The 19,490-nt window shown below is 38.4% G+C and carries 18 protein-coding genes, 8 tRNA genes and 2 rRNA genes (1 of these 28 cut by a window edge); 2 read left to right on the top strand and 26 right to left on the bottom strand.

What is annotated here, in order from left to right:
* The 11 genes from ACZ42G_RS02395 to cwlD form a co-directional block, all read right to left on the bottom strand.
* A complete protein-coding gene (locus tag ACZ42G_RS02395; RefSeq protein WP_464851203.1) occupies positions 1 to 750 on the bottom strand; it encodes a thiamine pyrophosphate-dependent enzyme in 750 nt (249 codons plus the stop codon).
* Positions 750 to 1,814, bottom strand: coding sequence for a 3-methyl-2-oxobutanoate dehydrogenase subunit VorB (locus ACZ42G_RS02390; RefSeq protein WP_464851201.1), 1,065 nt, complete (start codon positions 1,812 to 1,814; stop codon positions 750 to 752). Before ACZ42G_RS02390 ends, ACZ42G_RS02395 begins: the two co-directional genes overlap by 1 nt.
* A gap of 13 nt (positions 1,815 to 1,827) precedes the next feature.
* Positions 1,828 to 2,040, bottom strand: coding sequence for a 4Fe-4S binding protein (locus ACZ42G_RS02385; RefSeq protein WP_038069505.1), 213 nt, complete (start codon positions 2,038 to 2,040; stop codon positions 1,828 to 1,830).
* 14 nt (positions 2,041 to 2,054) lie between these two features.
* Positions 2,055 to 2,729 (bottom strand): hypothetical protein, encoded by a 675-nt coding sequence (locus tag ACZ42G_RS02380; protein ID WP_464851200.1) that lies wholly within the window; start codon positions 2,727 to 2,729, stop codon positions 2,055 to 2,057.
* A gap of 30 nt (positions 2,730 to 2,759) precedes the next feature.
* Complete coding sequence (locus ACZ42G_RS02375; RefSeq protein WP_464851198.1) at positions 2,760 to 3,950, bottom strand: CdaR family protein; 1,191 nt, start codon at positions 3,948 to 3,950, stop codon at positions 2,760 to 2,762.
* A complete protein-coding gene (gene cdaA / locus ACZ42G_RS02370) occupies positions 3,940 to 4,773 on the bottom strand; it encodes a diadenylate cyclase CdaA (RefSeq protein WP_464851196.1) in 834 nt (277 codons plus the stop codon). Before cdaA ends, ACZ42G_RS02375 begins: the two co-directional genes overlap by 11 nt.
* Before the next feature lie 134 nt (positions 4,774 to 4,907).
* Entirely contained in the window at positions 4,908 to 5,321 is a 414-nt protein-coding gene (locus ACZ42G_RS02365; RefSeq protein WP_013787192.1) for a universal stress protein, read from the bottom strand.
* Between the two features lie 69 nt (positions 5,322 to 5,390).
* Positions 5,391 to 7,541, bottom strand: coding sequence for a transglutaminase TgpA family protein (locus tag ACZ42G_RS02360; RefSeq protein WP_464851194.1), 2,151 nt, complete (start codon positions 7,539 to 7,541; stop codon positions 5,391 to 5,393).
* A complete protein-coding gene (locus ACZ42G_RS02355) occupies positions 7,507 to 8,661 on the bottom strand; it encodes a DUF58 domain-containing protein (RefSeq protein WP_464851192.1) in 1,155 nt (384 codons plus the stop codon). Before ACZ42G_RS02355 ends, ACZ42G_RS02360 begins: the two co-directional genes overlap by 35 nt.
* The gene (locus ACZ42G_RS02350) at positions 8,654 to 9,592 is read right to left on the bottom strand and encodes an AAA family ATPase (protein WP_464851190.1); all 939 of its coding nucleotides are present in this window, start codon (positions 9,590 to 9,592) and stop codon (positions 8,654 to 8,656) included. Before ACZ42G_RS02350 ends, ACZ42G_RS02355 begins: the two co-directional genes overlap by 8 nt.
* A gap of 104 nt (positions 9,593 to 9,696) precedes the next feature.
* Positions 9,697 to 10,371 (bottom strand): N-acetylmuramoyl-L-alanine amidase CwlD, encoded by a 675-nt coding sequence (gene cwlD / locus ACZ42G_RS02345; RefSeq protein WP_464851188.1) that lies wholly within the window; start codon positions 10,369 to 10,371, stop codon positions 9,697 to 9,699.
* Positions 10,372 to 10,492: 121 nt separating this feature from the next.
* Between cwlD and ACZ42G_RS02340 the strand changes: the two genes are divergently transcribed.
* The gene (locus ACZ42G_RS02340) at positions 10,493 to 11,356 is read left to right on the top strand and encodes a LysM peptidoglycan-binding domain-containing protein (RefSeq protein WP_464851186.1); all 864 of its coding nucleotides are present in this window, start codon (positions 10,493 to 10,495) and stop codon (positions 11,354 to 11,356) included.
* Between the two features lie 31 nt (positions 11,357 to 11,387).
* On the opposite strand, the gene trxB is transcribed toward ACZ42G_RS02340, so the two are convergent.
* From trxB to ACZ42G_RS02300, 8 genes are all read right to left on the bottom strand, one after another.
* The gene (gene trxB, locus ACZ42G_RS02335) at positions 11,388 to 12,296 is read right to left on the bottom strand and encodes a thioredoxin-disulfide reductase (RefSeq protein ID WP_464851184.1); all 909 of its coding nucleotides are present in this window, start codon (positions 12,294 to 12,296) and stop codon (positions 11,388 to 11,390) included.
* An 80-nt stretch (positions 12,297 to 12,376) separates the two neighbouring features.
* A complete protein-coding gene (locus ACZ42G_RS02330; RefSeq protein WP_464851183.1) occupies positions 12,377 to 12,652 on the bottom strand; it encodes a spore coat protein in 276 nt (91 codons plus the stop codon).
* 12 nt (positions 12,653 to 12,664) lie between these two features.
* Positions 12,665 to 12,868 (bottom strand): hypothetical protein, encoded by a 204-nt coding sequence (locus ACZ42G_RS02325; protein ID WP_038070178.1) that lies wholly within the window; start codon positions 12,866 to 12,868, stop codon positions 12,665 to 12,667.
* A 57-nt stretch (positions 12,869 to 12,925) separates the two neighbouring features.
* Entirely contained in the window at positions 12,926 to 13,240 is a 315-nt protein-coding gene (locus ACZ42G_RS02320; RefSeq protein ID WP_013787183.1) for a MazG-like family protein, read from the bottom strand.
* 9 nt (positions 13,241 to 13,249) lie between these two features.
* Positions 13,250 to 14,767 (bottom strand): FAD-dependent thymidylate synthase, encoded by a 1,518-nt coding sequence (locus ACZ42G_RS02315; RefSeq protein ID WP_464851181.1) that lies wholly within the window; start codon positions 14,765 to 14,767, stop codon positions 13,250 to 13,252.
* Positions 14,768 to 14,891: 124 nt separating this feature from the next.
* Positions 14,892 to 14,967, bottom strand: a tRNA-Lys gene (locus ACZ42G_RS02310).
* A gap of 4 nt (positions 14,968 to 14,971) precedes the next feature.
* A tRNA-Tyr gene (locus ACZ42G_RS02305) sits at positions 14,972 to 15,056 on the bottom strand.
* 140 nt (positions 15,057 to 15,196) lie between these two features.
* Positions 15,197 to 16,378: an iron-containing alcohol dehydrogenase gene (locus ACZ42G_RS02300; RefSeq protein WP_464851180.1), complete on the bottom strand. Its 1,182-nt coding sequence runs from the start codon at positions 16,376 to 16,378 to the stop codon at positions 15,197 to 15,199.
* A gap of 240 nt (positions 16,379 to 16,618) precedes the next feature.
* Between ACZ42G_RS02300 and ACZ42G_RS02295 the strand changes: the two genes are divergently transcribed.
* Positions 16,619 to 16,691: transfer RNA gene (locus tag ACZ42G_RS02295), tRNA-Thr, on the top strand.
* Positions 16,692 to 16,961: 270 nt separating this feature from the next.
* On the opposite strand, the gene ACZ42G_RS02290 is transcribed toward ACZ42G_RS02295, so the two are convergent.
* From ACZ42G_RS02290 to ACZ42G_RS02260, 7 genes are all read right to left on the bottom strand, one after another.
* Positions 16,962 to 17,034: transfer RNA gene (locus tag ACZ42G_RS02290), tRNA-Phe, on the bottom strand.
* Between the two features lie 22 nt (positions 17,035 to 17,056).
* Positions 17,057 to 17,133: transfer RNA gene (locus tag ACZ42G_RS02285), tRNA-Asp, on the bottom strand.
* A gap of 18 nt (positions 17,134 to 17,151) precedes the next feature.
* A tRNA-Ile gene (locus ACZ42G_RS02280) sits at positions 17,152 to 17,227 on the bottom strand.
* An 8-nt stretch (positions 17,228 to 17,235) separates the two neighbouring features.
* Positions 17,236 to 17,310 (bottom strand) — tRNA-Glu (locus ACZ42G_RS02275).
* A 6-nt stretch (positions 17,311 to 17,316) separates the two neighbouring features.
* Positions 17,317 to 17,391, bottom strand: a tRNA-Asn gene (locus ACZ42G_RS02270).
* Between the two features lie 7 nt (positions 17,392 to 17,398).
* Positions 17,399 to 17,507: ribosomal RNA gene (gene rrf / locus ACZ42G_RS02265) — 5S ribosomal RNA — on the bottom strand.
* 264 nt (positions 17,508 to 17,771) lie between these two features.
* Positions 17,772 to 19,490 (bottom strand): 23S ribosomal RNA (locus tag ACZ42G_RS02260); it runs 1,206 nt beyond the window's last position.

Here is a 19,490-nt window from a genome sequence, read left to right as displayed (position 1 = left end):
TTATTTTTCCTCCTCTAAGGTGTTTTTGTATACACCTAATGGATAGTATTGCTCCATCTTGTCTTTTATCCATTTTAGTGCTTCATTTGGTGACATGCCCCAGTTTGTTGGACAGCTTGACAGGACTTCTATCATTGAAAAGCCTTTTTTGTTTATTTGGGCTTTGAATGCATTTTTGATCGCTTTTTTGGCGTTTAATACGTGTTTTACGTCGTACACTGATACTCTTTCGATGTACGCTGCTCCTTCTAATGTTGACAGCATTTCACACATTTTTATTGGGTATCCGTTTGTTTCTGGGTTTCTCCCATACGGGGTTGTGAGGGTTTCTTGCCCTATCAGTGATGTTGGTGCCATTTGGCCTCCTGTCATGCCGTATATGGCATTGTTTATGAATATTACTGTTATGTTTTCTCCTCTTGCTGCTGCGTGTACTGTTTCTGCTGTTCCTATTGCTGCTAAGTCTCCATCTCCTTGGTATGTGAATACTATTTTGTCGGGGTGTACTCTTTTTATGCCTGTGGCTACTGCTGGTGCTCTTCCATGGGCTGCTTCTTGCATGTCGCAGTTGAAGTATTCGTAGGCGAATACTGCGCATCCTACTGGTGCGACGCCTATTGCTTTGTCTAATACTCCTAATTCTTCCATTGTTTCTGCTACAAGTCTATGAACTATGCCGTGTGTGCAGCCTGGACAGTAGTGAAATGGTGTGTCTGTTAGTCCTTTTGTTTTTTGAAATACTACTGCCATCATTTTTTCCCCCTTATTTTCTTGATTTCTTCTAATATGGACATGGGTTCTGGTACCATTCCTCCTACTCTTCCGTAAAAGTGGACTTCTTTTTGTCCGTTGACTGCTAGTTTTACGTCTTCTACCATCTGCCCCATGCTCATTTCTATGGTTAGGTAGGCTTTTACGCGGTCTTTTGTTTTTTTGAATGGTTCTTCTGGAAATGGCCATAGCGATATGGGCCTTATTAAGCCTACTTTGATGTTTTCTCTTTTTGCTATTTCGATTACGTTTTTGGCGACTCTTGCTATTGTGCCGTATGCTACTAGTATTATTTCTGCTTCTTCGCAGTTTGTCATTTCGTATCGTACTTCTTCTTTTGCTGCTTTTTGGTATTTTTTGAATATTTCTATGTTGTGTTTTTCTAATATTTGCGGGTCTAATTCTAATGAGTTTATGATGTTTCTTTTGTTTCTTGTTCCCATGCCTGTTGTGGCCCATGGTTTTTCTTCTATTTTGTTTTCTTCTTTTTTTAGGATGTCAAAGTCTACTGGTTCCATCATTTGGCCTAACATTCCGTCTCCTAATATCATTACAGGGTTTCTGTATTTGTCAGCTATGTGGAATGCTTGTTGTACTAGTTCTGCCATTTCTTGTATTGTTGATGGTGCCAAGACTATTAGCTTGTAGTCTCCATGGCCTCCGCCTTTTGTGGCTTGAAAGTAGTCTGACTGGGATGGCTGTATTCCTCCTAAGCCTGGTCCTCCTCTCATTATGTTGGCTATTACGCATGGTACTTCTGCTCCTGCTATATATGATATTCCTTCTTGCATCAGGCTTATCCCTGGGCTTGATGATGTGATAAGGACTCTTGCTCCTGCTCCTCCTGCTCCGTATACCATGTTTATTGCTGATACTTCGCTTTCTGCTTGTAAGAATACTCCTCCTACTTCTGGCATTCTTTTTGCCATGTACGCTGTTACTTCGTTTTGTGGTGTTATTGGATATCCGAAATAATGCCTGCAACCGGCTTGTATTGCAGCTTCAGCCAGCGCTTCATTTCCTTTCATGAGTACTTTTGCCATATCTATCCCCCTCTTATTTTATAACTGTTATGACTGTGTCTGGGCACATTATTGCGCAGAATCCGCAGCTTATGCATTTTTCCATGTTTTCTTCTTTTATCATGGCTGGATGGTACCCTTTTGCGTTTAATTTGTCTTTGTCCATTTCTATTATGTGTTTTGGACATGCTTCAACGCATAGTTCACAGCTTTTGCACAAGTTTTCGTTAAATATGACTTGCTTCAATTTCATCATCTCCATCATATTTTATTCCAAGGTGTTTTCATGTAAAGATCTATAGGGAAAACGTCATATCCCATATTTTTAAGCTTTTCAGCCACATCTCTTTTAGCGGCTGTCATCTTAATGGGTATTCCTGTTTTTCTTGATACATCTTCAGTCACTTCAAGCCCTTTTATTACATCGTCTGCCGTCGTCTCGTACGACAGATGTGTGTTATTTACAAGATGTGTCACTTTAATTCTTGCCGCATTTTCTACAAGAGCCATGTACTTTATTGCAGAGTCTGCATCTTTTGTAAACGGCCTGTTTACATTTATTACAAAAAACACATCTACATCTTTATCGGCTAATATATTGTGATATTGCCCAAATGCGATTGCTCCTGCATCATCGCCGCCTACATCAAATACAGCATACTTTTCCCCATCCTGTATGACACTGTATATATCTCTTGATAATGCCGGCATGTCAGCATTCATGTATTTTTCATCCACACCAATTACTTTTATGCCCCATCCATCTAAAAGCTCTTTTCTCACTTCTCTTGGCCGAAAATATGGATTTACTATATCAAGATCTACTATGTCTACATCATATCCACATGTCTTTATATACCTTGCGTAATTTATGGCTATTTCTGTTTTTCCTGTGCCATAATGCCCAAGAACTACGGTAAGTCGTTTAAAATCCATTTTAATCATCCTTTTACTATAAAATAAAGATCACTGAATATTGACGTCCACAGATTGTGGATTTACCTTGATTATCTTGAGATTCAAATTCGTCGTCACATTTACTGGTAATGTCTGTGTACCTGTAGTCGCATTTGTAGCATCTACATAAGCGCTAAAATCATTGGAAGTAGCCGAATCTACTACATTTTCTGGGCCAGTGACAGTTACTACGATATTTGGATTTAAAATAGTAACATTTTTGTTGTCGCCACCTTTAACGTCTATACTGCTTATAGTAATGTTATTTGTAACCACCTTTTCAATATCTATAAAAACTTTTGCGGTGCTATCGCTTTTCACAAGGCTAACGCCATTTGGAAGGTCAAAAGGCACGCTTTCGGTGACAGACGCATTTTTGCCAGATATGTCTATCTGCTTAGTGTCAACGCTTTTGATGGTGTTTAATACAGAATCATCTCCCGTCACATAAACGTACTCAGGCAAGACACTTACTTGGGCAACATCATATCCATCCATAGGTTTGCCAAATATTTTTGCATTTACAGGTACTCTTATGGCCTTGTTCACATCTATATCCACTTTAATATATCCGGGATTCACGTCTACACCCTTGACTTCATTGCCATTTCTGTCTACCGGTTCAACAGGGACAGAGATGCTTACATCCTTTGATTTATTAGCCATATCAACTTGTGCTACTACATCCTTTATCAAATTCACTTTGCTTTCAGGACCAGTAATCACTACTTCACCAGGAGTCGCCACAGCAGGCTTCATGGCAAAGCCATCCATTACGGCCCCATTGACCTTTACGTGCACTGGCATTTGTACTCGTGATACTTTATCTACATCAAGTTTTATCTCCGAAGGATTTGCAGAGACAAATGTCACATTTTTAGGAAGTGAACTTACTTCAACAGGTACGACATTTATTCCCTTTGTTATTATCCTGCTGACATCAGCTTCAACCTGTATGTCTGAAGGTCTTACATTCATCACGTCACTTCTTCGACCTTTAATCCTGACTGTCACCGAGAAATTTTTATCCCCTATAAGGGTCAATCCTTTCTTGTCGAGCGTATTGACATTTACTATATTTACAGGAATATTGCTTACATCATAAGATATCTCTGGGTTCTTCTCACCCATCACATAAAGCCACAATATAAACGCTATTACAACCGAAAGTATCTTTATAGGAAGATTTTTACTCAGCATGCTTATTCCCCCATTTAAACCAGTTAGAGCCTTTGCTGTCTTTTGCTTTGAACATACTCAAAAGAACTTCTTTCAAAGTCTTTATATCCAGATGTCTTGATATCCTTCCGTTTTGAGCAAGTGATATAGTGCCAGTTTCTTCTGAAACTATGACTGATACGGCATCTGACACTTCAGTTACACCTATGGCAGCTCTGTGCCTTGTGCCAAGTTCAGTGCTTAAATTCTGATTGTCTGTAAGTGGCAAAAAACACCCAGCAGCCATTATCCTATCGCCTCTTATTATAACCGCTCCGTCATGAAGGGGAGTATTTGGTATAAAGGTATTTATGAGAAGCTCACTGGATATTTTGGAGTCTAAAGATATGCCAGTTTCTATGAGTTCATTTAAACCAGTATTTCTTTCCAAAACAATCAAAGCACCTATTTTGGATCTGGATAAAAATTGAACAGCATCGCATATCTCGCTTATGACATCGGCTATATCCTGAACTTCATCGTTTATTATAAAAAAGTTTCTCTTAATAAACTCGCTTCTACCGAGAGATTCTAATGCTCTCCTCAATTCCGGCTGAAATACTATCAAAAGCGCTATAACGCCGACAGTCATTGCATTGCTTAATATATAATTGACTGTCCTAAGCTGCAGCCACTCACTTAATTTTGTAAGTATTAAAAGAATTATGATTCCCTTAAATAGTTGCTCGGCTCTGGTTTTCCGTATGACTAATATAAGGCGGTACGTCACATAAGCTATTATCGCTATATCTACGATGTCATTTATTTTCATCGTCTTTATTATTTCTATAAGGCCATTGAACAAAAAGCTCACCTCTTGAGGCAAAATTGTAAACTAATATAATTTTAGTACTTGCTCATAATAATTATACACTAATAATTCGGAAAATCCTATAAACTTAGTAGATTAAATTAAAGAAAAAAGTCATAGAATGACTGTCATTCTATGACTTCAACGATTATATTTTTCTCCTCAACCCGTTTTATAAGAGGATTTATCACGTCTCCGTGAATCAATACGTCAAAGGCAGATCTCAATGATTTGCCTACTATTATCTCTGTAATATCGTTTTCAGCAGCAAATTCAGCCAAAGCATCTGAAATCTTTTTGCCAACCAATATGGATACTCTACCACCTAATTTCTGAGCCATCTCAAAGAGTTCGACTAAAATCTTGTGTTCTTTCAAATCTTTATATATATCATTGTTTTTATTCACATACACAACACAAAATTCCCCATTTGTCTCTTTCGCCCTCTCTGCTCCTCTTTCAACAAGCCTTTGGCAGCTCTTTTGCGGAGTAACGCAAACCATGATTCTGCTTTTTACTCCGGGCTCGTAACTTAAAACCATCAGCAAGCCTCCTATCAGGAGAAATAATAACAACTCCACATATATTATATATTCGATAACATATTAATGTCAATTAAACAAATCACCCGGTTTACTACCACTAAACTTTTCACGCCCCATATTTTTCTTAAGATACTCCTTTATATATATGATATCTTCTTCTGATGGTTCCATATTGCCGTACGCCAAATCATTATAAATTTTTGTAATCTTGTCGAAGTCAGAAAGGCCAATATCCAATATTCTCTCTTGAAACTCTACAGTAGTTTCACTGTCAAATCTTTTAAGCCCTCTCCTTTCAAGCCTCTTTAAAATTTTGTTGTAATAGTACAAAAAGGCACTTCTTCTTGAAGTAAGACGTCTTTTTAACAAAATATATTTGATAGCTGCATATGTGGCTAATAAAAGGCTTAATACAATAAACAGCACCACTTTATAAGTTTTTCTGTTGGAAGTGCTGTTTTCAGGCAAACTACCTAAAGGCTTATTCTGTGCCACATTTTGGTCGGCATTTGACTTAGTAACAGGAACAGTGCTGCTATCATTATTTTTCTGTACTGTTGACACATCGCTATTATTAACTGAAGATGCACTTGCGTAAGTCTCTTGATAAACAGCCGTCGGCTCAAATGTCACCCAACCACTGTTTTGAAAAGGCACCTCAACCCATGCATGTGCATAAGACTCTTTAATGTCGTATTCACTACCTGATACAGGTTGTGAAGGCATCTTAAATCCTACAACATATCTGGCAGGTATGCCTATAGTCCTAAGCATTATAACCATTGACGTTGCAAAGTATGTGCAATACCCCTGTTTTAAGTCAAAAAGGAAGTAATCAACAAAATCTCTTCCCTCTGGCGTATCAGGCACATCCAGGCTGTATTTATAAGTATTTCTCAAGTACTGCTCAATAGCTTTTACTTTGTCATAATCAGTTTTCTTGTCCTTTGTGATGCTTAATGCAAGTTCTTTCACCCTCTCTGGAAGACTGGAAGGATACTGTAGGTACATGCTCATGTCACTGCCAGTTAATACCTTGTCCTTTTCCAGAGAACTTGAACTTGTTTCCGTCTTGTAATACTGTACTGTATACCAGCTTTTTACATATCTACCTGCTGTCGTCATGGTTAATGTATTTCTATCGTATATATTGCTGATATTTACATGGTAAGGCTGCCAAGGCGAAAAAATGATATTTGTATTCATTGCAATAGGATAAATCTCAACACTTTTGATCGTGTATTTAATGTTCTTATCAAATTCCGGTTGAAAGTAATTATCGCGTCCAAAACTGTGCTGAACGGCTGAATTAGTCCATTTATTGTTTTCATACGTGTCAAACACTTCGCCTCTTAAATACAGACTTTCATCAGCTTTTACCCTCATTACCACCTGATCGCTTACAGTTTCTGGCCCGCCTAAATCTTGAGAAAATGAACTGAAATCTGTTGTAAAGTTATTTACATCATTTGTACTCCCTATACCATTTCTCCATGTCTTTGTAAATGGAAATGCAGCGTAAAATTTATCATTTAGTGTCTGCCACACAACAGGATGAAAATTTTTCGGCATTGTGTATGCTATAGCTGTGCTTATAGATGAAAACAAAATTACGATAACCAGAAGACTTGCGATGGAAGCTTTTCCATTTCCCGCTTTTTGATAGTTGACTACTGACATGTTTATAAAGCTTGCTGCTACATAGAATACTAAATAAACGTATGCTTTGTCTACGTAATTGTACCACTGAAAAACTAATACAAGTATGCCAAATAACATGGTCAAAAAATAACTCTTTAAAATCCTGTTTAAAAAAGTAATAATAAGCGAAATTAAAAAAACGCTCAACAAGACTGTAGTAAAAAAGTATCTGTTTGTCAACTGACTGAATCCTTCAGGCCAGCTTGACTCACCCATGTATATATATAGCCAATTAACGTATTTATCAATTTCTAATACGACTTTCGTAAGCACATCTTTTCTCATGTAAAAATAATACAAATCAACTAATATGAAAATAGACAAAAAAGCAACTACAAGCTGCGGTCTTTTTAAGAAAATAGTCAAAAGCGCCACAAACGCCAAAATCAAAGAAACTACTTCTACAATGTCTACTTTAAAATTCAATCCAACAAATACTGAAAGCGAAAGAATTAGCGTCAGTAATGACGTCATAATATATTCAATTATATTGAACTTCCATGTGTACACCCTCATACATATCTCTCCAAGATATTAGTTTTATCCCCAAATTTTCCAGTCCATTTTTCGTTTTTTCATCCAATTTATCTTTGTTGGTATAAAAGACTACGATGTTTTGATTAATATTGATTTGTGACAAAGCTGCCAATAATGTTTCATCAATAAATGGAGTAACAATAGCTATGGTAGAATCTTTGGGAGCGCAGCTTACGTACTCAAACAATTTTCTACCAAAATCCATTTCATAAATAGGAAACAATTTTAAAGTCCAAAATTTAATTATACTAAAATCCTTTACTCTGCTACACTGTGCTAACGGTTTATTCGTTTCATAATCAACAAGTCGTACAGGAAGTCCATTTATAAGACAATATTTTGCCAGTGAAAGTACACACTCTGCAGTCATCTCATCTATAGTCCCATCATCTGCTTTATAATGATTTTTATACAAATCCCATAAAACAGCAACGTCACTCAAAGCTGTATGCTGGTATTCTTTTACATATAATTTTTGCAATTTCGCTGATATCCGCCAATGAACCTTTTTAAGGCTATCTCCATCCACATACTCTCTTAAATTTGCCAGATTTGTGTAATCTTCAAACTGCTTAGCGCGGCTTGAAAATCCACCTACGTCTGAAGCTAATGGCAAATCAAAAGCAATATCGTATACCTTAGGATACACCACTATATTATATCGTCTGTTAACCGTCTTCTTCATTTGAAATATGCTAAAAGGATCCTTTATCTTTGCCACAATTGGGCCAACGGTATATATTCCTCTTTTTTTGAACAAAACATTTCTCTTAATAACTTTTTTCTGAAATGGATTTAAATTTGTAGCAATGGGAAAAAAGTTTTTATTATTTTCGTCAATTGACACAAATGCCAGTGGCAAGAACAATTTGTTTTTAACCTTTATACTGTACTTGATCTTATCGTCAACATGGATTTCGGTGCTGTCAATATCGATTTCTATTGATACAGATAAAATGCCTATTGCTGCATATAAAAAGTTCAACAACAATAAAACTACATCTGCAAAAAAAATATAATACAGTATTTCACCGCCAGTAAAGACTGCAAATAGAAAAGAAACAACTGTAAATGACAATAATAAAATGAAGTTACGCATACTTTCTTACCACCGGAACTTTTGTCGCATTCAGAATATCTTTTATGACACTTTTCTCGTCCACACTATTAAATCTTAGCTCATTTTTTAATATTATCCTGTGAGACAAAACTGGCACGCATAGATATTTTACATCATCAGGCAATACGTAATTGCGCCCTTCTATAAACGCCTTCGCTTGGGCCGCTTTCATCAAATTTAAAGCTGCTCTTGGACTTGCGCCTAAAAGCACCATATCTGAATTTCTCGTCTTGTTCACTATGTCTATAATGTAAGCCAATATGCTGTCATCAATATACACAGATTTTGCTTCATCTTGCATCTTTAAAATCTCTTTAATTGATACTACTGGTTTCAAATCTTCCAATGGATCTAAAGCTTCAAACATTTTAAGCATGTTTACTTCATGTTTCACATCTGGATACCCTAAGCTTATCCTAATCATAAATCTGTCTAACTGTGCTTCGGGTAATCTGTATGTTCCATCGTATTCAATCGGATTTTGCGTGGCGATTACCATAAATGGTCGAGGCAAATGATAAGTATTTCCGTCAACAGTAATCTGCCTTTCTTCCATAGCTTCTAAAAGACTTGATTGTGTCTTAGGAGACGTTCTATTTATTTCGTCTGCCAAAAGAATTTGGCTCATTATAGGTCCTTGTTTAAATTCAAAGATGGCTTTTTCAGGATTATATATAGAAACTCCAATGACATCTGACGGCAATAAATCTGGCGTAAACTGAATCCTCTTAAAATCTGCACTTATGGATTTAGCCAATGCCTTTACTAATGATGTCTTCCCAACCCCAGGAACGTCCTCTATAAGGACATGTCCACCAGATAAAAGCGCTATAAGGACAAGCTTTACTTCTTCACTTTTGCCTACAATGACTTTATTTACATTATCAATAATTTTATTTACAATCTCCATAATTCCTCCATCGTTTCAAATAAATGTAACATACAAATATTTTACCCAATTTGTATGTGTTCTTTACTTTAAGTATACAAAAAAAAGATCCTTTAAACAAGGACTCAAGATTTTTCTTTAAAATACATATTTACGCCTTTGTATATAGCCCATGCAATCTTATACTGATAGTTTTCATCATTTAAAAGCCTCTCTTCCTCAGGATTGGACATGAAACCGCACTCTATTATCACGGCAGGCATTTTCGCGTGTCTTAAAATATAAAATGTACTTGTTTCTTTAGCCATTCGGTCATTATTGGGATCTAACGTCTTTCTAAGTTCATCTTGTATCAGTTCTGCCAAAAGTTTGCCTTCCTTTGAATTCTTTTGATAAAATACCTGTGCCCCTTTATATCTTGGATCGGGAAAACTATTTAAGTGAATGCTTAACAGAATATCGCCTTTTGCATCATTGCCAGCATGTACTCTATTTTTTAAATCCTTCATTATGTCTTTATCTGACAATGTGTCATCTTCTCTCGTCATAAGCGTTATCCCACCGCTTTCCTCTATTAAGTCTTTAAGCTTTGTCGCTATTTTAAGGTTTAATTTATCTTCATCTTCACCATATTTTCCGGGCTTACCCGGATCAGTTCCACCATGGCCAGCATCGATTATGACGATCCTATTCATCAAAGGAATTTGATTCACTGTCTCTACAGTTTTGCCTAAAAAGCTCAATAGAGCAATAAACATTAAAACTATGGTTGCAAACAAAAAACCTCTATACCGCTTCATCCGAATTTCTCCTCCACTTTTATTAACAAAACCACAATATAAAATATTCAAATATGTTTGCAACTATGTCACCATAAAATTCAAAATACATATTATGAATAGGGAAAGGAGGAGTATAATTATGGTTACATTGGAATTTACGTATGTCGTAAAGTCCGGAGATACTTTATTCTCAATTGCAAAAAAATTTAATACTTCTGTAGAAGCCATTATTTCAAGAAACAACATCGTCAATCCATCGCTTATATATCCTGGCCAAACATTGATAATACCAGTTACTGGAGTCTATTACACAGTCATGCCTGGCGATACAATTTACCTAATAGGCCAAAAATTCGGCGTCCCTTATGAATCTATTATTTACGTAAATAACATACTTTACCCATACACAATTTATCCAGGACAAATGCTTTTTATACCAGGCGGAAATACCCCAATGAAATCAGCACCTGAAGCATCTTATGCATATAACACATTTGGCGAAACCTACAACATACCAACAACACCAATGTACAATATGCCATGTCCGACAAATTACATCGTTCAGCCTGGCGACACATTGTGGAGCATAGCAAACAAATTTGGTGTTCCTCTTGATGAAATATTAAGAGCTAACTACTTTATGGATCCCAATATGATTTATCCAGGTCAGACTGTCGTCATACCATGCCCGCCAAAAACAGCTCCCAATATGCCATATAATCCACCATTTGAACATCATAAAGAAGGCAGAATGGTATACGTGGTAAAGCCTGGCGACACTCTTTACAGTATTGCCGCAAGATTCAATACTACAGTCGATGCAATATTAAGGGCAAATCCTGACATTCAAAACCCTTCCCTCATATACCCTGGACAGAGAATAATAATACCTTCCTTGAAAGAATCTGAAATCAGCAACGACACTAAAGCGCAAAGCGATGACGCTGAAAACAAAGAAAGTGAAAAGAAAGACGATAAAAAAGAAGATGACAATCAAGAATAGATAAAGCCATCCATTAATGGATGGCTTTATTTTAAAGGCTATCTATATACTTTTCAGCTACGTATGCAGCAATGGCACCATCTGCTGTTGCTGTCACTACCTGCCTTAATGTCTTTTTCCTGACATCTCCTGCAGCGAAAACGCCAGGAATATTTGTCCTCATGTCTTCATCGGTTATTATGTAACCATACTCATCTGTATCAACTATACCTTTTACTAATTCTGAATTTGGGCTTAATCCTATAGCTATAAATACACCATCAACTTTTAATGATGTTTCCTCATTAGTCTTCACATTTTTTAAGACTAATCCTTCAACACCGTATTCTCCTTGTATATCTTTTACAACAGTGTCCCAGATAAACTCTATCTTAGGATTTGCAAAAGCTCTATCTTGAAGGGTCTTAGAAGCCCTTAATTTATCTCTCCTATGAATCACATAAACTTTCTTAGCGAACTTCGTAAGGTAGTTTGAGTCCTCCATTGCAGTATCACCACCACCTACAACAGCAACTACTTGATCCTTATAAAATGCCCCATCGCACGTAGCACAATATGAAACACCCGAGCCTCTGAATTTTCTCTCTTTATCAAACCCTAACTCTTTAGGTGTAGCACCTGTAGCTATTATAATCGCTTTTGCCTCATAAGTCTTCTTGTTGGTAGTGACTTTTTTTACGCTGCCTGTGATGTCTAAGCCGACGACTTCTTCATTGTAAATCTGCAGTCCATACCTTTTTGCTTGTGACTCCATTTTGTTTATAAGATCAGGACCGCTAATACCGTCAAATCCAGGATAATTCTCTATTTCGTATGTGGTCACTATCTGTCCTCCCACATACATTTGCTCTATCATTACAGTATCTAATTTTGATCTGCAAGCATAGAGGCCTGCTGCAAGTCCTGCTGGGCCGCCACCCAGTATAATGAGATCGTACATACAATAATCACTCCTTTAAACAATACAATAATGGAAGTAGTAAGATACTACTTCCATTATTGTACCACATTTTTTTCTTTTTACATAACACCTGCTGGTTGTCTAAATTTGTTTTTCGCTTCTTGTATATCTTGCATCTGCGCTGGTTTTACCGAATACCAGCCTCTCTGACTTATGGCGTTCCAAACTTGCTTTTGTTCTTCAAAGGTAGAATTCAAAGCGTTAATAAAATCCCTTTTGAGGTTTTCATTAGCTGCTTCTGTTGCAGCATGTGAAAGCATCTCTATGGCAAGCTTGTAATCTCCTAAGACGCCCATCATTATATCTTTATCTGTCATGCCTGTGCTACCTATCATATGTATCCCTCCTTATCCTAAATTTTTCGCTATGGAATTAAAACTGTTTTGGCACCTGTCGGCCAAATTTTGACACAGAGCTTTTAACTGTTGATCCTTAAGCCTTGAAGCACTGTCATTTAAACATTTAACCATGTGTTCTTGAAGTGAAAGCACATCATCAATGTACATCAATTCTTTGCTGGAAATTTGTTGCAACTTAATTCCTCCTTTCATAATCGTTCAAATTTAATATGTGCACATGAAAAAAAAATATACGGCATTGCCGTATATTTACTTTATATATCCTTTTTTCTTCAATTTTTCAATGTGCTCTTTAAGCTTTTCATCTATGCTTATGTTGTATTGGTCTTCTAAGACAAACATCATCGATACAGCTACTTGTGCCACATCCAAAAGCTCTTCAGATATTTTCTCAGCCACATCCTTATTCGACATTTTTACGCTTTCACCATTAAGACCCCTGAATTTGCCTATAGCTTGTGCCAGCTCTCCTGCTTCCTCCATAAGCTTCAAAGCCGTCGACTCCAAAGAAGGTTTTAGATTATTCAACTTGGGCAAACTAATTGCTTTATACTCAGTCTCCATTTAATCACCTCACGACTGTTTTCTTCGCGCCAGAAATTCTACCACTTCAGGTGTCGCTTCTTTTATCAAATCAAGCATCTTAAATGAAATGTTTCTTATATCCCATTGAGCCTCCGGCGTACATCTTAAATTAGCATAGTGATCAAAAGCCCACAAATCAGTATCCATCAGAACAATCCGCCTATGAGCATTTGTAACTACATACGAGCTTGTCTCTGGCAATTTTTCACGTAGCTCCACATATAGTTTTTCAGCTTCATCAATGGCATTTTTTAATACATCTGTACATCCAGCTTTTTCAATATTTGGTGGTATTGTATACCCGTTCTCTATAGTCGGCCTATGAGCATTAAAATTAATCATTCTATGCCTTAATAGTTGATGCCATGCAGCTTCACTTAATCTCACCTGAAATTTGTACCTTACAGACCTAAAAGGCTCTATAAGATGATCAAACTGATCCATCTTAGAAGAAGCTGATTTAAGAATGTTCGCCTTTTCATCCCTTCCTAACTTCATAACCATTTTTTTAATGCTTTCAACTGATTTCCCTGTGTAAGAAAAAATGATATGCATAGTCAGTATATCGAGGAAAGTCATATCACCGCTTTTACCTGTGTAATCAATCAAAGTAACATCCGAATCCGTAAGTACATCTTCTAATTCATATTTTTTAACTAAATCTTCCATTTCTTTATTTACAGTCAATTGATATTTGGACGGGCTCAAATGTCTCATCATGCTTGGTGCAATTTTTTCTGCCTCGTCAATTATATTTCTTGCCAATATTTCTGCTTCTTTTGTGCCATGGGACTGCAATTTTCTGACTATATCTTGCAAATCAAGGGCATTTAACGCCACAGCAAAGCTGGTCTTTGCAGATAGCAGCAAAGCATATCTGGCATCCTCAAAAGCTATCTTACTTATCCTTCCGATATACGCTTTATCGCTTTCATGTTTATTCTTTTCAATAGTTGACTTCAAATAATCGGTAAGTTTGCTTACAAGCGTCTCATAAGCATCAAAAGACACGTTCCATACTTTTATAAATTTCTCTTTTAACTCTGGATAGTTTTCAAGCTCCGGAGGCATTACAAATCTGTCCCTATTCGGTCTTTGATATCTCTGGCTCCACTCTATGTAAGACGGTCTTTTATTCATCAATTCTATATCGCCAGACAAAAATCTGGAGGTATCCTCTATACACAAGTGCATCAAATTCTGCTCTGCTATAGACGAATGTCCAAACCTTTCCACCCATTTTTCATGAAAAGCTTTTGCCTTCTGCATTGCCTCATCAAGTGGAATATCTGGTGTCGTTAAAAAATCGCTTATATCAAGATCTCCTGATGTCAACGATTCTAATATGTTTAACCTCCAACTGGTGTCTTTTCTGCTTACTTTTGAATTAATAGGAGGTATTATAAATTCTGGAAGCGAATGTATAAAATAAACAGGTCCGTATAAATTCGTCACAAATTTCTTTAATAAGTTTTCTTCAGCCTCAGTCAACTTTCTCATTAACATTTTAAAACTCCTCTCGAACTTAATCATATATAAATTATATCGTAAAATAGTGAAATTTGTAACACCAAAAATAAAATAAAGGAGCCTCAAAGCTCCTCTCATCTCATATTTTCTAAAATAAAAATGGTGACCCATCCGCGATTCGAACGCGGGACACCCTGCTTAAAAGGCAGGTGCTCTGCCGACTGAGCTAATGGGTCACAATGGTGGAGGGAGATGGATTCGAACCATCGAAGGCAATGCCAACAGATTTACAGTCTGCCCCCTTTAGCCACTTGGGTATCCCTCCAACAATATCTGCTAACTTCAGCAGCGACTTTTTTATTTTATAATAAATATAACATATTGTCAAGTATAGATAGGAAATTATCTCTTTAACAATGGCAAAAAGCCGCCTTTATTCATAAGCATAAGCGGCTTTCAAACCAGTTAGAAACAATTTTTGTATATGGATACTACCTCATCTAATGATAGCTTGTATGGATCGACATTAAACAATCCACCCATTGTATCCATAGCATTCTTCGCTAATTTTGTCGCTTCATCTTCAGTTACTCCAAAGCTTGACAAGCTTAGATCTTCCATTCCTATATTTTTAATCAATTTTTTAAGCCCATTTATAAAGCACATGGCTTTTTCTTCTGCAGTATTTCCAACTATCTCCTCACCCATTGCTTTTGCTATATCTACAAATCTTTCAGGAACTTTTGAAGCCATGAAGCTAAAATAAGACACCGAAAGCATTATAAGTCCAGCACCATGCGGTATCTCTGGATGATATGCACTTAAAGCGTGTTCTAAGGAATGGTGAGAAATGCACGATGACAGTGATTCTACTATGCCTGCAGCGGTACTTGCCCACGCCAACGCAGTACGAGCTTCCATATTATTGCCATCTGCCACAGCTTTTGGAAGGTTCTCTGTAATAAGGCTTATGGATTGAAGCGCTAAAACATCACTTCCTGGCTGATTAACAGTCGCCAAATATCCTTCTACTGAGTGGAAAAATGCATCCATGCCTTGATAAGCAGTAAATTTCGGTGGAATTGACACCATTAATTCAGGATCAACGATTGAAAGTGTAGGATATGTATACTTACATCCAAACCCAATCTTCTCATTTGTCTCTGTCTTTGTCACAACAGCCCACGGATCAGACTCTGTGCCAGTACCCGCCGTCGTAGGGATAGCAACGATAGGCAATGCACCATTTTTAACTTCCATGCCTTTTCCGCTGCCTCCAGAGACGTAATCCCAATAATCACCTGGATTCTTGGCCATGACAGCTATTGCTTTTGATGAATCTATTGTACTACCGCCTCCTAATCCTATGACAAAATCACATCCATTGTCTTTTGCCACTTCTGCTCCTTCCACAACATGCTCCGCAATTGGATTAGGCAATATCTTATCATAGACGACGTAATCAACCCCATTTTGTTTTAAGTAATTAATAACTCTATCCAAATAACCATGCCTTCTCATAGAATTGCCGCTGCCTATAACCAGCAAAGCTTTCTTACCTGGCAATTTAACAGTAGCTAGCTTCTCCAGTGTGCCTGGTCCAAAAATAATTTCTGTCGGCATAAAATAAGTAAAATTAGTGTTCATATTATATAGACCCCCTCTGACTTTTAATTCATTTATAATTATCCTAACTTCTATTATGATACTCTAAATTTTAAAAGTCAAGAAATTAGACATTTTTTATTAGCCAATAATAATTATCTATTTTATATCAATATCCATTCATTAGACTTTAATTTTGATGGTTACCCAATCTATATTTCCATTTATCAAAATAGATACTTGATAAAAATCAATTTTCATGATATATTATATTAGTGTGGTGCTGGCATAGCTCAGTCGGTAGAGCAGTTGATTCGTAATCAACAGGTCAAGGGTTCAAGTCCCTTTGCCAGCTCTGGGTTTTGGAGGATTTAAGGGTATCGAGATTTTATCGATGCCCTTTTTTGTATACAAAATATATGCGAAACTAAGAAATCATTAGCAACAAGCTTCATAAATGAATTTGTAACTCAAAGAAAGAAATAAGAAAATGCGAATAAAAATAATCTGTATTTGATATAAAAAAACTAAAAAATCTTTACAAAAGATGAAATTCTTTATAGGTTAATGATATTAATAAAAAAAAGAGTTTCAACACAAATGCTAAAACTCTTTTTTTCATTAATGCCTCGAAGTGGAATCGAACCACTGACACAGGGATTTTCAGTCCCTTGCTCTACCGACTGAGCTATCGAGGCGTATTAAAATTATGTATAATAATGGCGACCCAAAAGGGGCTCGAACCCTCGACCTCCAGCGTGACAGGCTGGCGCTCTAACCAACTGAGCTATTGGGCCGCAATATCTATTAACTTATGGTGGGCCTTCAGGGACTCGAACCCCGGACCAATCGGTTATGAGCCGACCGCTCTACCAACTGAGCTAAAGGCCCTCAATTTATGGTGACCCCGACGGGATTCGAACCCATGTTACCGCCGTGAAAGGGCGATGTCTTAACCACTTGACCACGGGGCCACGTATTGGCTCCTCAGGTAGGGCTCGAACCTACAACCTACCGGTTAACAGCCGGTTGCTCCACCATTGAGCTACTGAGGAATATATTATCCGGCAGCGACCTACTCTCCCGAGTAATCAGTACCATCGGCGCTGGAGGGCTTCACTTCCGTGTTCGGTATGGGAACGGGTTTTTAACCTCCGCTATTGCCACCGGAAATCTTTCGTTCATTTTCTTTGCATATTCTTCTGAAAAAATCTTATCAACGCTCACAAATTTCGCTTTCTATATATCATCGATTCATTTCGCTACTTTGGCTAACGCCGTCTATACGTTGTGACGGCTTTCGCTTTCGCTCATACGCCAAACTACGCTACATTCATCGTGATATATCACGAAAGCTTCATTAATCGTTCGCTTTTGATAGATTTTTTCTCTATTTATGCTTTCTTAAATGAACTTTGAATACTGCACAATGCTAAAGGTCAAGTCCTCGACTTATTAGTACCGGTCAGCTGAAAGTATTTCTACTCTTACACCTCCGGCCTATCTACCTCGTCTTCTTCAAGGTGTCTTACTCCTTTCGGATGGGAAATCTTATCTTGAGGTGGGTTTCACGCTTAGATGCTTTCAGCGTTTATCCCTTCCAAACTTGGCTACCCAGCTGTGCAAAAGGCTTTGCAACTGGTACACCATCGGTTTGTCCACCCCGGTCCTCTCGTACTAAGGGCAGATCCTCTCAAATTTCCTGCGCCCGCGACGGATAGGGACCGAACTGTCTCACGACGTTCTGAACCCAGCTCGCGTACCGCTTTAATGGGCGAACAGCCCAACCCTTGGGACCTACTTCAGCCCCAGGATGCGATGAGCCGACATCGAGGTGCCAAACCTCCCCGTCGATGTGGACTCTTGGGGGAGATCAGCCTGTTATCCCCAGGGTAGCTTTTATCCGTTGAGCGACGGCAATCCCATTCTCTACCGCCGGATCACTAAGCCCGACTTTCGTCCCTGCTCGAATTGTCTTTCTCGCAGTTAGGCTACCTTCTGCCTTTGCACTCTTTCGCGCGATTTCCTTCCGCGCTGAGGTAACCTTTGGACGCCTCCGTTACTTTTTAGGAGGCGACCGCCCCAGTCAAACTGCCCGCCTGTCAGTGTCCATATGCCGGTTTACGGCTCCTATGTTAGAATTTCGGTAATATCAGGGTGGTATCCCAACGTCGGCTCCATATAGGCTGGCGCCCATATTTCTTAGCCTCCCACCTATCCTGTACAGATATTACTAAAATTCAGTGACAAGCTGCAGTAAAGCTCCATGGGGTCTTTCTGTCCTGTCGCGGGTAACTCGCATCTTCACGAGTACTACAATTTCACCGGGTCCCCCTTCAAGACAGCGCCCAAGTCGTTACGCCTTTCGTGCAGGTCGGAACTTACCCGACAAGGAATTTCGCTACCTTAGGACCGTTATAGTTACGGCCGCCGTTTACTGGGGCTTAAGTTCAGAGCTTTGGATTTTCTCCTGACCCTTCCCCTTAACCTTCCAGCACCGGGCAGGCGTCAGCTCCTATACTTCGTCTTTCGACTTAGCAGAAACCTGTGTTTTTGGTAAACAGTCGCTTGGGCCTCTTCTCTGCGGCCTTTCGGCACTCCTTCTCCCGAAGTTACGGAGTCTTTTTGCCGAGTTCCTTAATGAGGGTTCTCCCGCTCGTCTTTGGATTCTCTCCTCGCCTACCTGTGTCGGTTTGTGGTACGGGCACCTCATCCTCGATAGCAACTTTTCTTGGCAGCCCCTTCGAAACTTCGCCTTTCGGCTCCCCATCACAGCTCTTATGAGCTTTGGTACTTCACTCAAAGCTCTTTTCGTCGCTGCTTGGACGTGCTCTACCAACCGCACGCTTTTCTTATCTCGCTGCGTCCTTGCTTCTCTTTTAGCGGATTTCGGTGGTACCGGATTTATTACCGGTTCTCCATCGCCTACGCTTTCGCCTCGGCTTAGGTCCCGACTTACCCTGGGCGGATTATCCTTCCCCAGGAATCCTTAGGCTTTCGACGGTAAGGTTTCTCGCCTTACTCTCGTTACTTATACCGGCATTCTCTCTACTGTACTGTCCAGATTCGCTTTCGCTTATCCTTCGTCCTGTACAGTACGCTCCCCTACCATTCTTTTCAGAATCCGTAGCTTCGGTGGCATGTTTTAGCCCCG

The sequence above is a fragment of the Thermoanaerobacterium calidifontis genome (genome assembly GCF_055381745.1).
Note: the sequence above shows the minus strand (reverse complement) of the source record. Positions and strands in the feature narration are given on the sequence as shown.

Excerpts from the sequence above, each read along its gene's own strand:
- ACZ42G_RS02355 (WP_464851192.1), bottom strand. The coding sequence starts at position 8,661 with ATGCGTAACTTCATTTTATTATTGTCATTTACAGTTGTTTCTTTTCTA.
- ACZ42G_RS02315 (WP_464851181.1), bottom strand. The coding sequence starts at position 14,767 with ATGTTAATGAGAAAGTTGACTGAGGCTGAAGAAAACTTATTAAAGAAA.
- cwlD (WP_464851188.1), bottom strand. The coding sequence starts at position 10,371 with ATGAAGCGGTATAGAGGTTTTTTGTTTGCAACCATAGTTTTAATGTTT.
- ACZ42G_RS02390 (WP_464851201.1), bottom strand. The coding sequence starts at position 1,814 with ATGGCAAAAGTACTCATGAAAGGAAATGAAGCGCTGGCTGAAGCTGCA.
- ACZ42G_RS02330 (WP_464851183.1), bottom strand. The coding sequence starts at position 12,652 with ATGATAGGTAGCACAGGCATGACAGATAAAGATATAATGATGGGCGTC.
- ACZ42G_RS02300 (WP_464851180.1), bottom strand. The coding sequence starts at position 16,378 with ATGAACACTAATTTTACTTATTTTATGCCGACAGAAATTATTTTTGGA.
- ACZ42G_RS02365 (WP_013787192.1), bottom strand. The coding sequence starts at position 5,321 with ATGGTTTTAAGTTACGAGCCCGGAGTAAAAAGCAGAATCATGGTTTGC.
- ACZ42G_RS02325 (WP_038070178.1), bottom strand. The coding sequence starts at position 12,868 with ATGAAAGGAGGAATTAAGTTGCAACAAATTTCCAGCAAAGAATTGATG.
- ACZ42G_RS02350 (WP_464851190.1), bottom strand. The coding sequence starts at position 9,592 with ATGGAGATTGTAAATAAAATTATTGATAATGTAAATAAAGTCATTGTA.
- ACZ42G_RS02340 (WP_464851186.1), top strand. The coding sequence starts at position 10,493 with ATGGTTACATTGGAATTTACGTATGTCGTAAAGTCCGGAGATACTTTA.
- ACZ42G_RS02320 (WP_013787183.1), bottom strand. The coding sequence starts at position 13,240 with ATGGAGACTGAGTATAAAGCAATTAGTTTGCCCAAGTTGAATAATCTA.
- ACZ42G_RS02395 (WP_464851203.1), bottom strand. The coding sequence starts at position 750 with ATGGCAGTAGTATTTCAAAAAACAAAAGGACTAACAGACACACCATTT.
- ACZ42G_RS02375 (WP_464851198.1), bottom strand. The coding sequence starts at position 3,950 with ATGCTGAGTAAAAATCTTCCTATAAAGATACTTTCGGTTGTAATAGCG.
- ACZ42G_RS02360 (WP_464851194.1), bottom strand. The coding sequence starts at position 7,541 with ATGAGGGTGTACACATGGAAGTTCAATATAATTGAATATATTATGACG.
- trxB (WP_464851184.1), bottom strand. The coding sequence starts at position 12,296 with ATGTACGATCTCATTATACTGGGTGGCGGCCCAGCAGGACTTGCAGCA.
- ACZ42G_RS02380 (WP_464851200.1), bottom strand. The coding sequence starts at position 2,729 with ATGGATTTTAAACGACTTACCGTAGTTCTTGGGCATTATGGCACAGGA.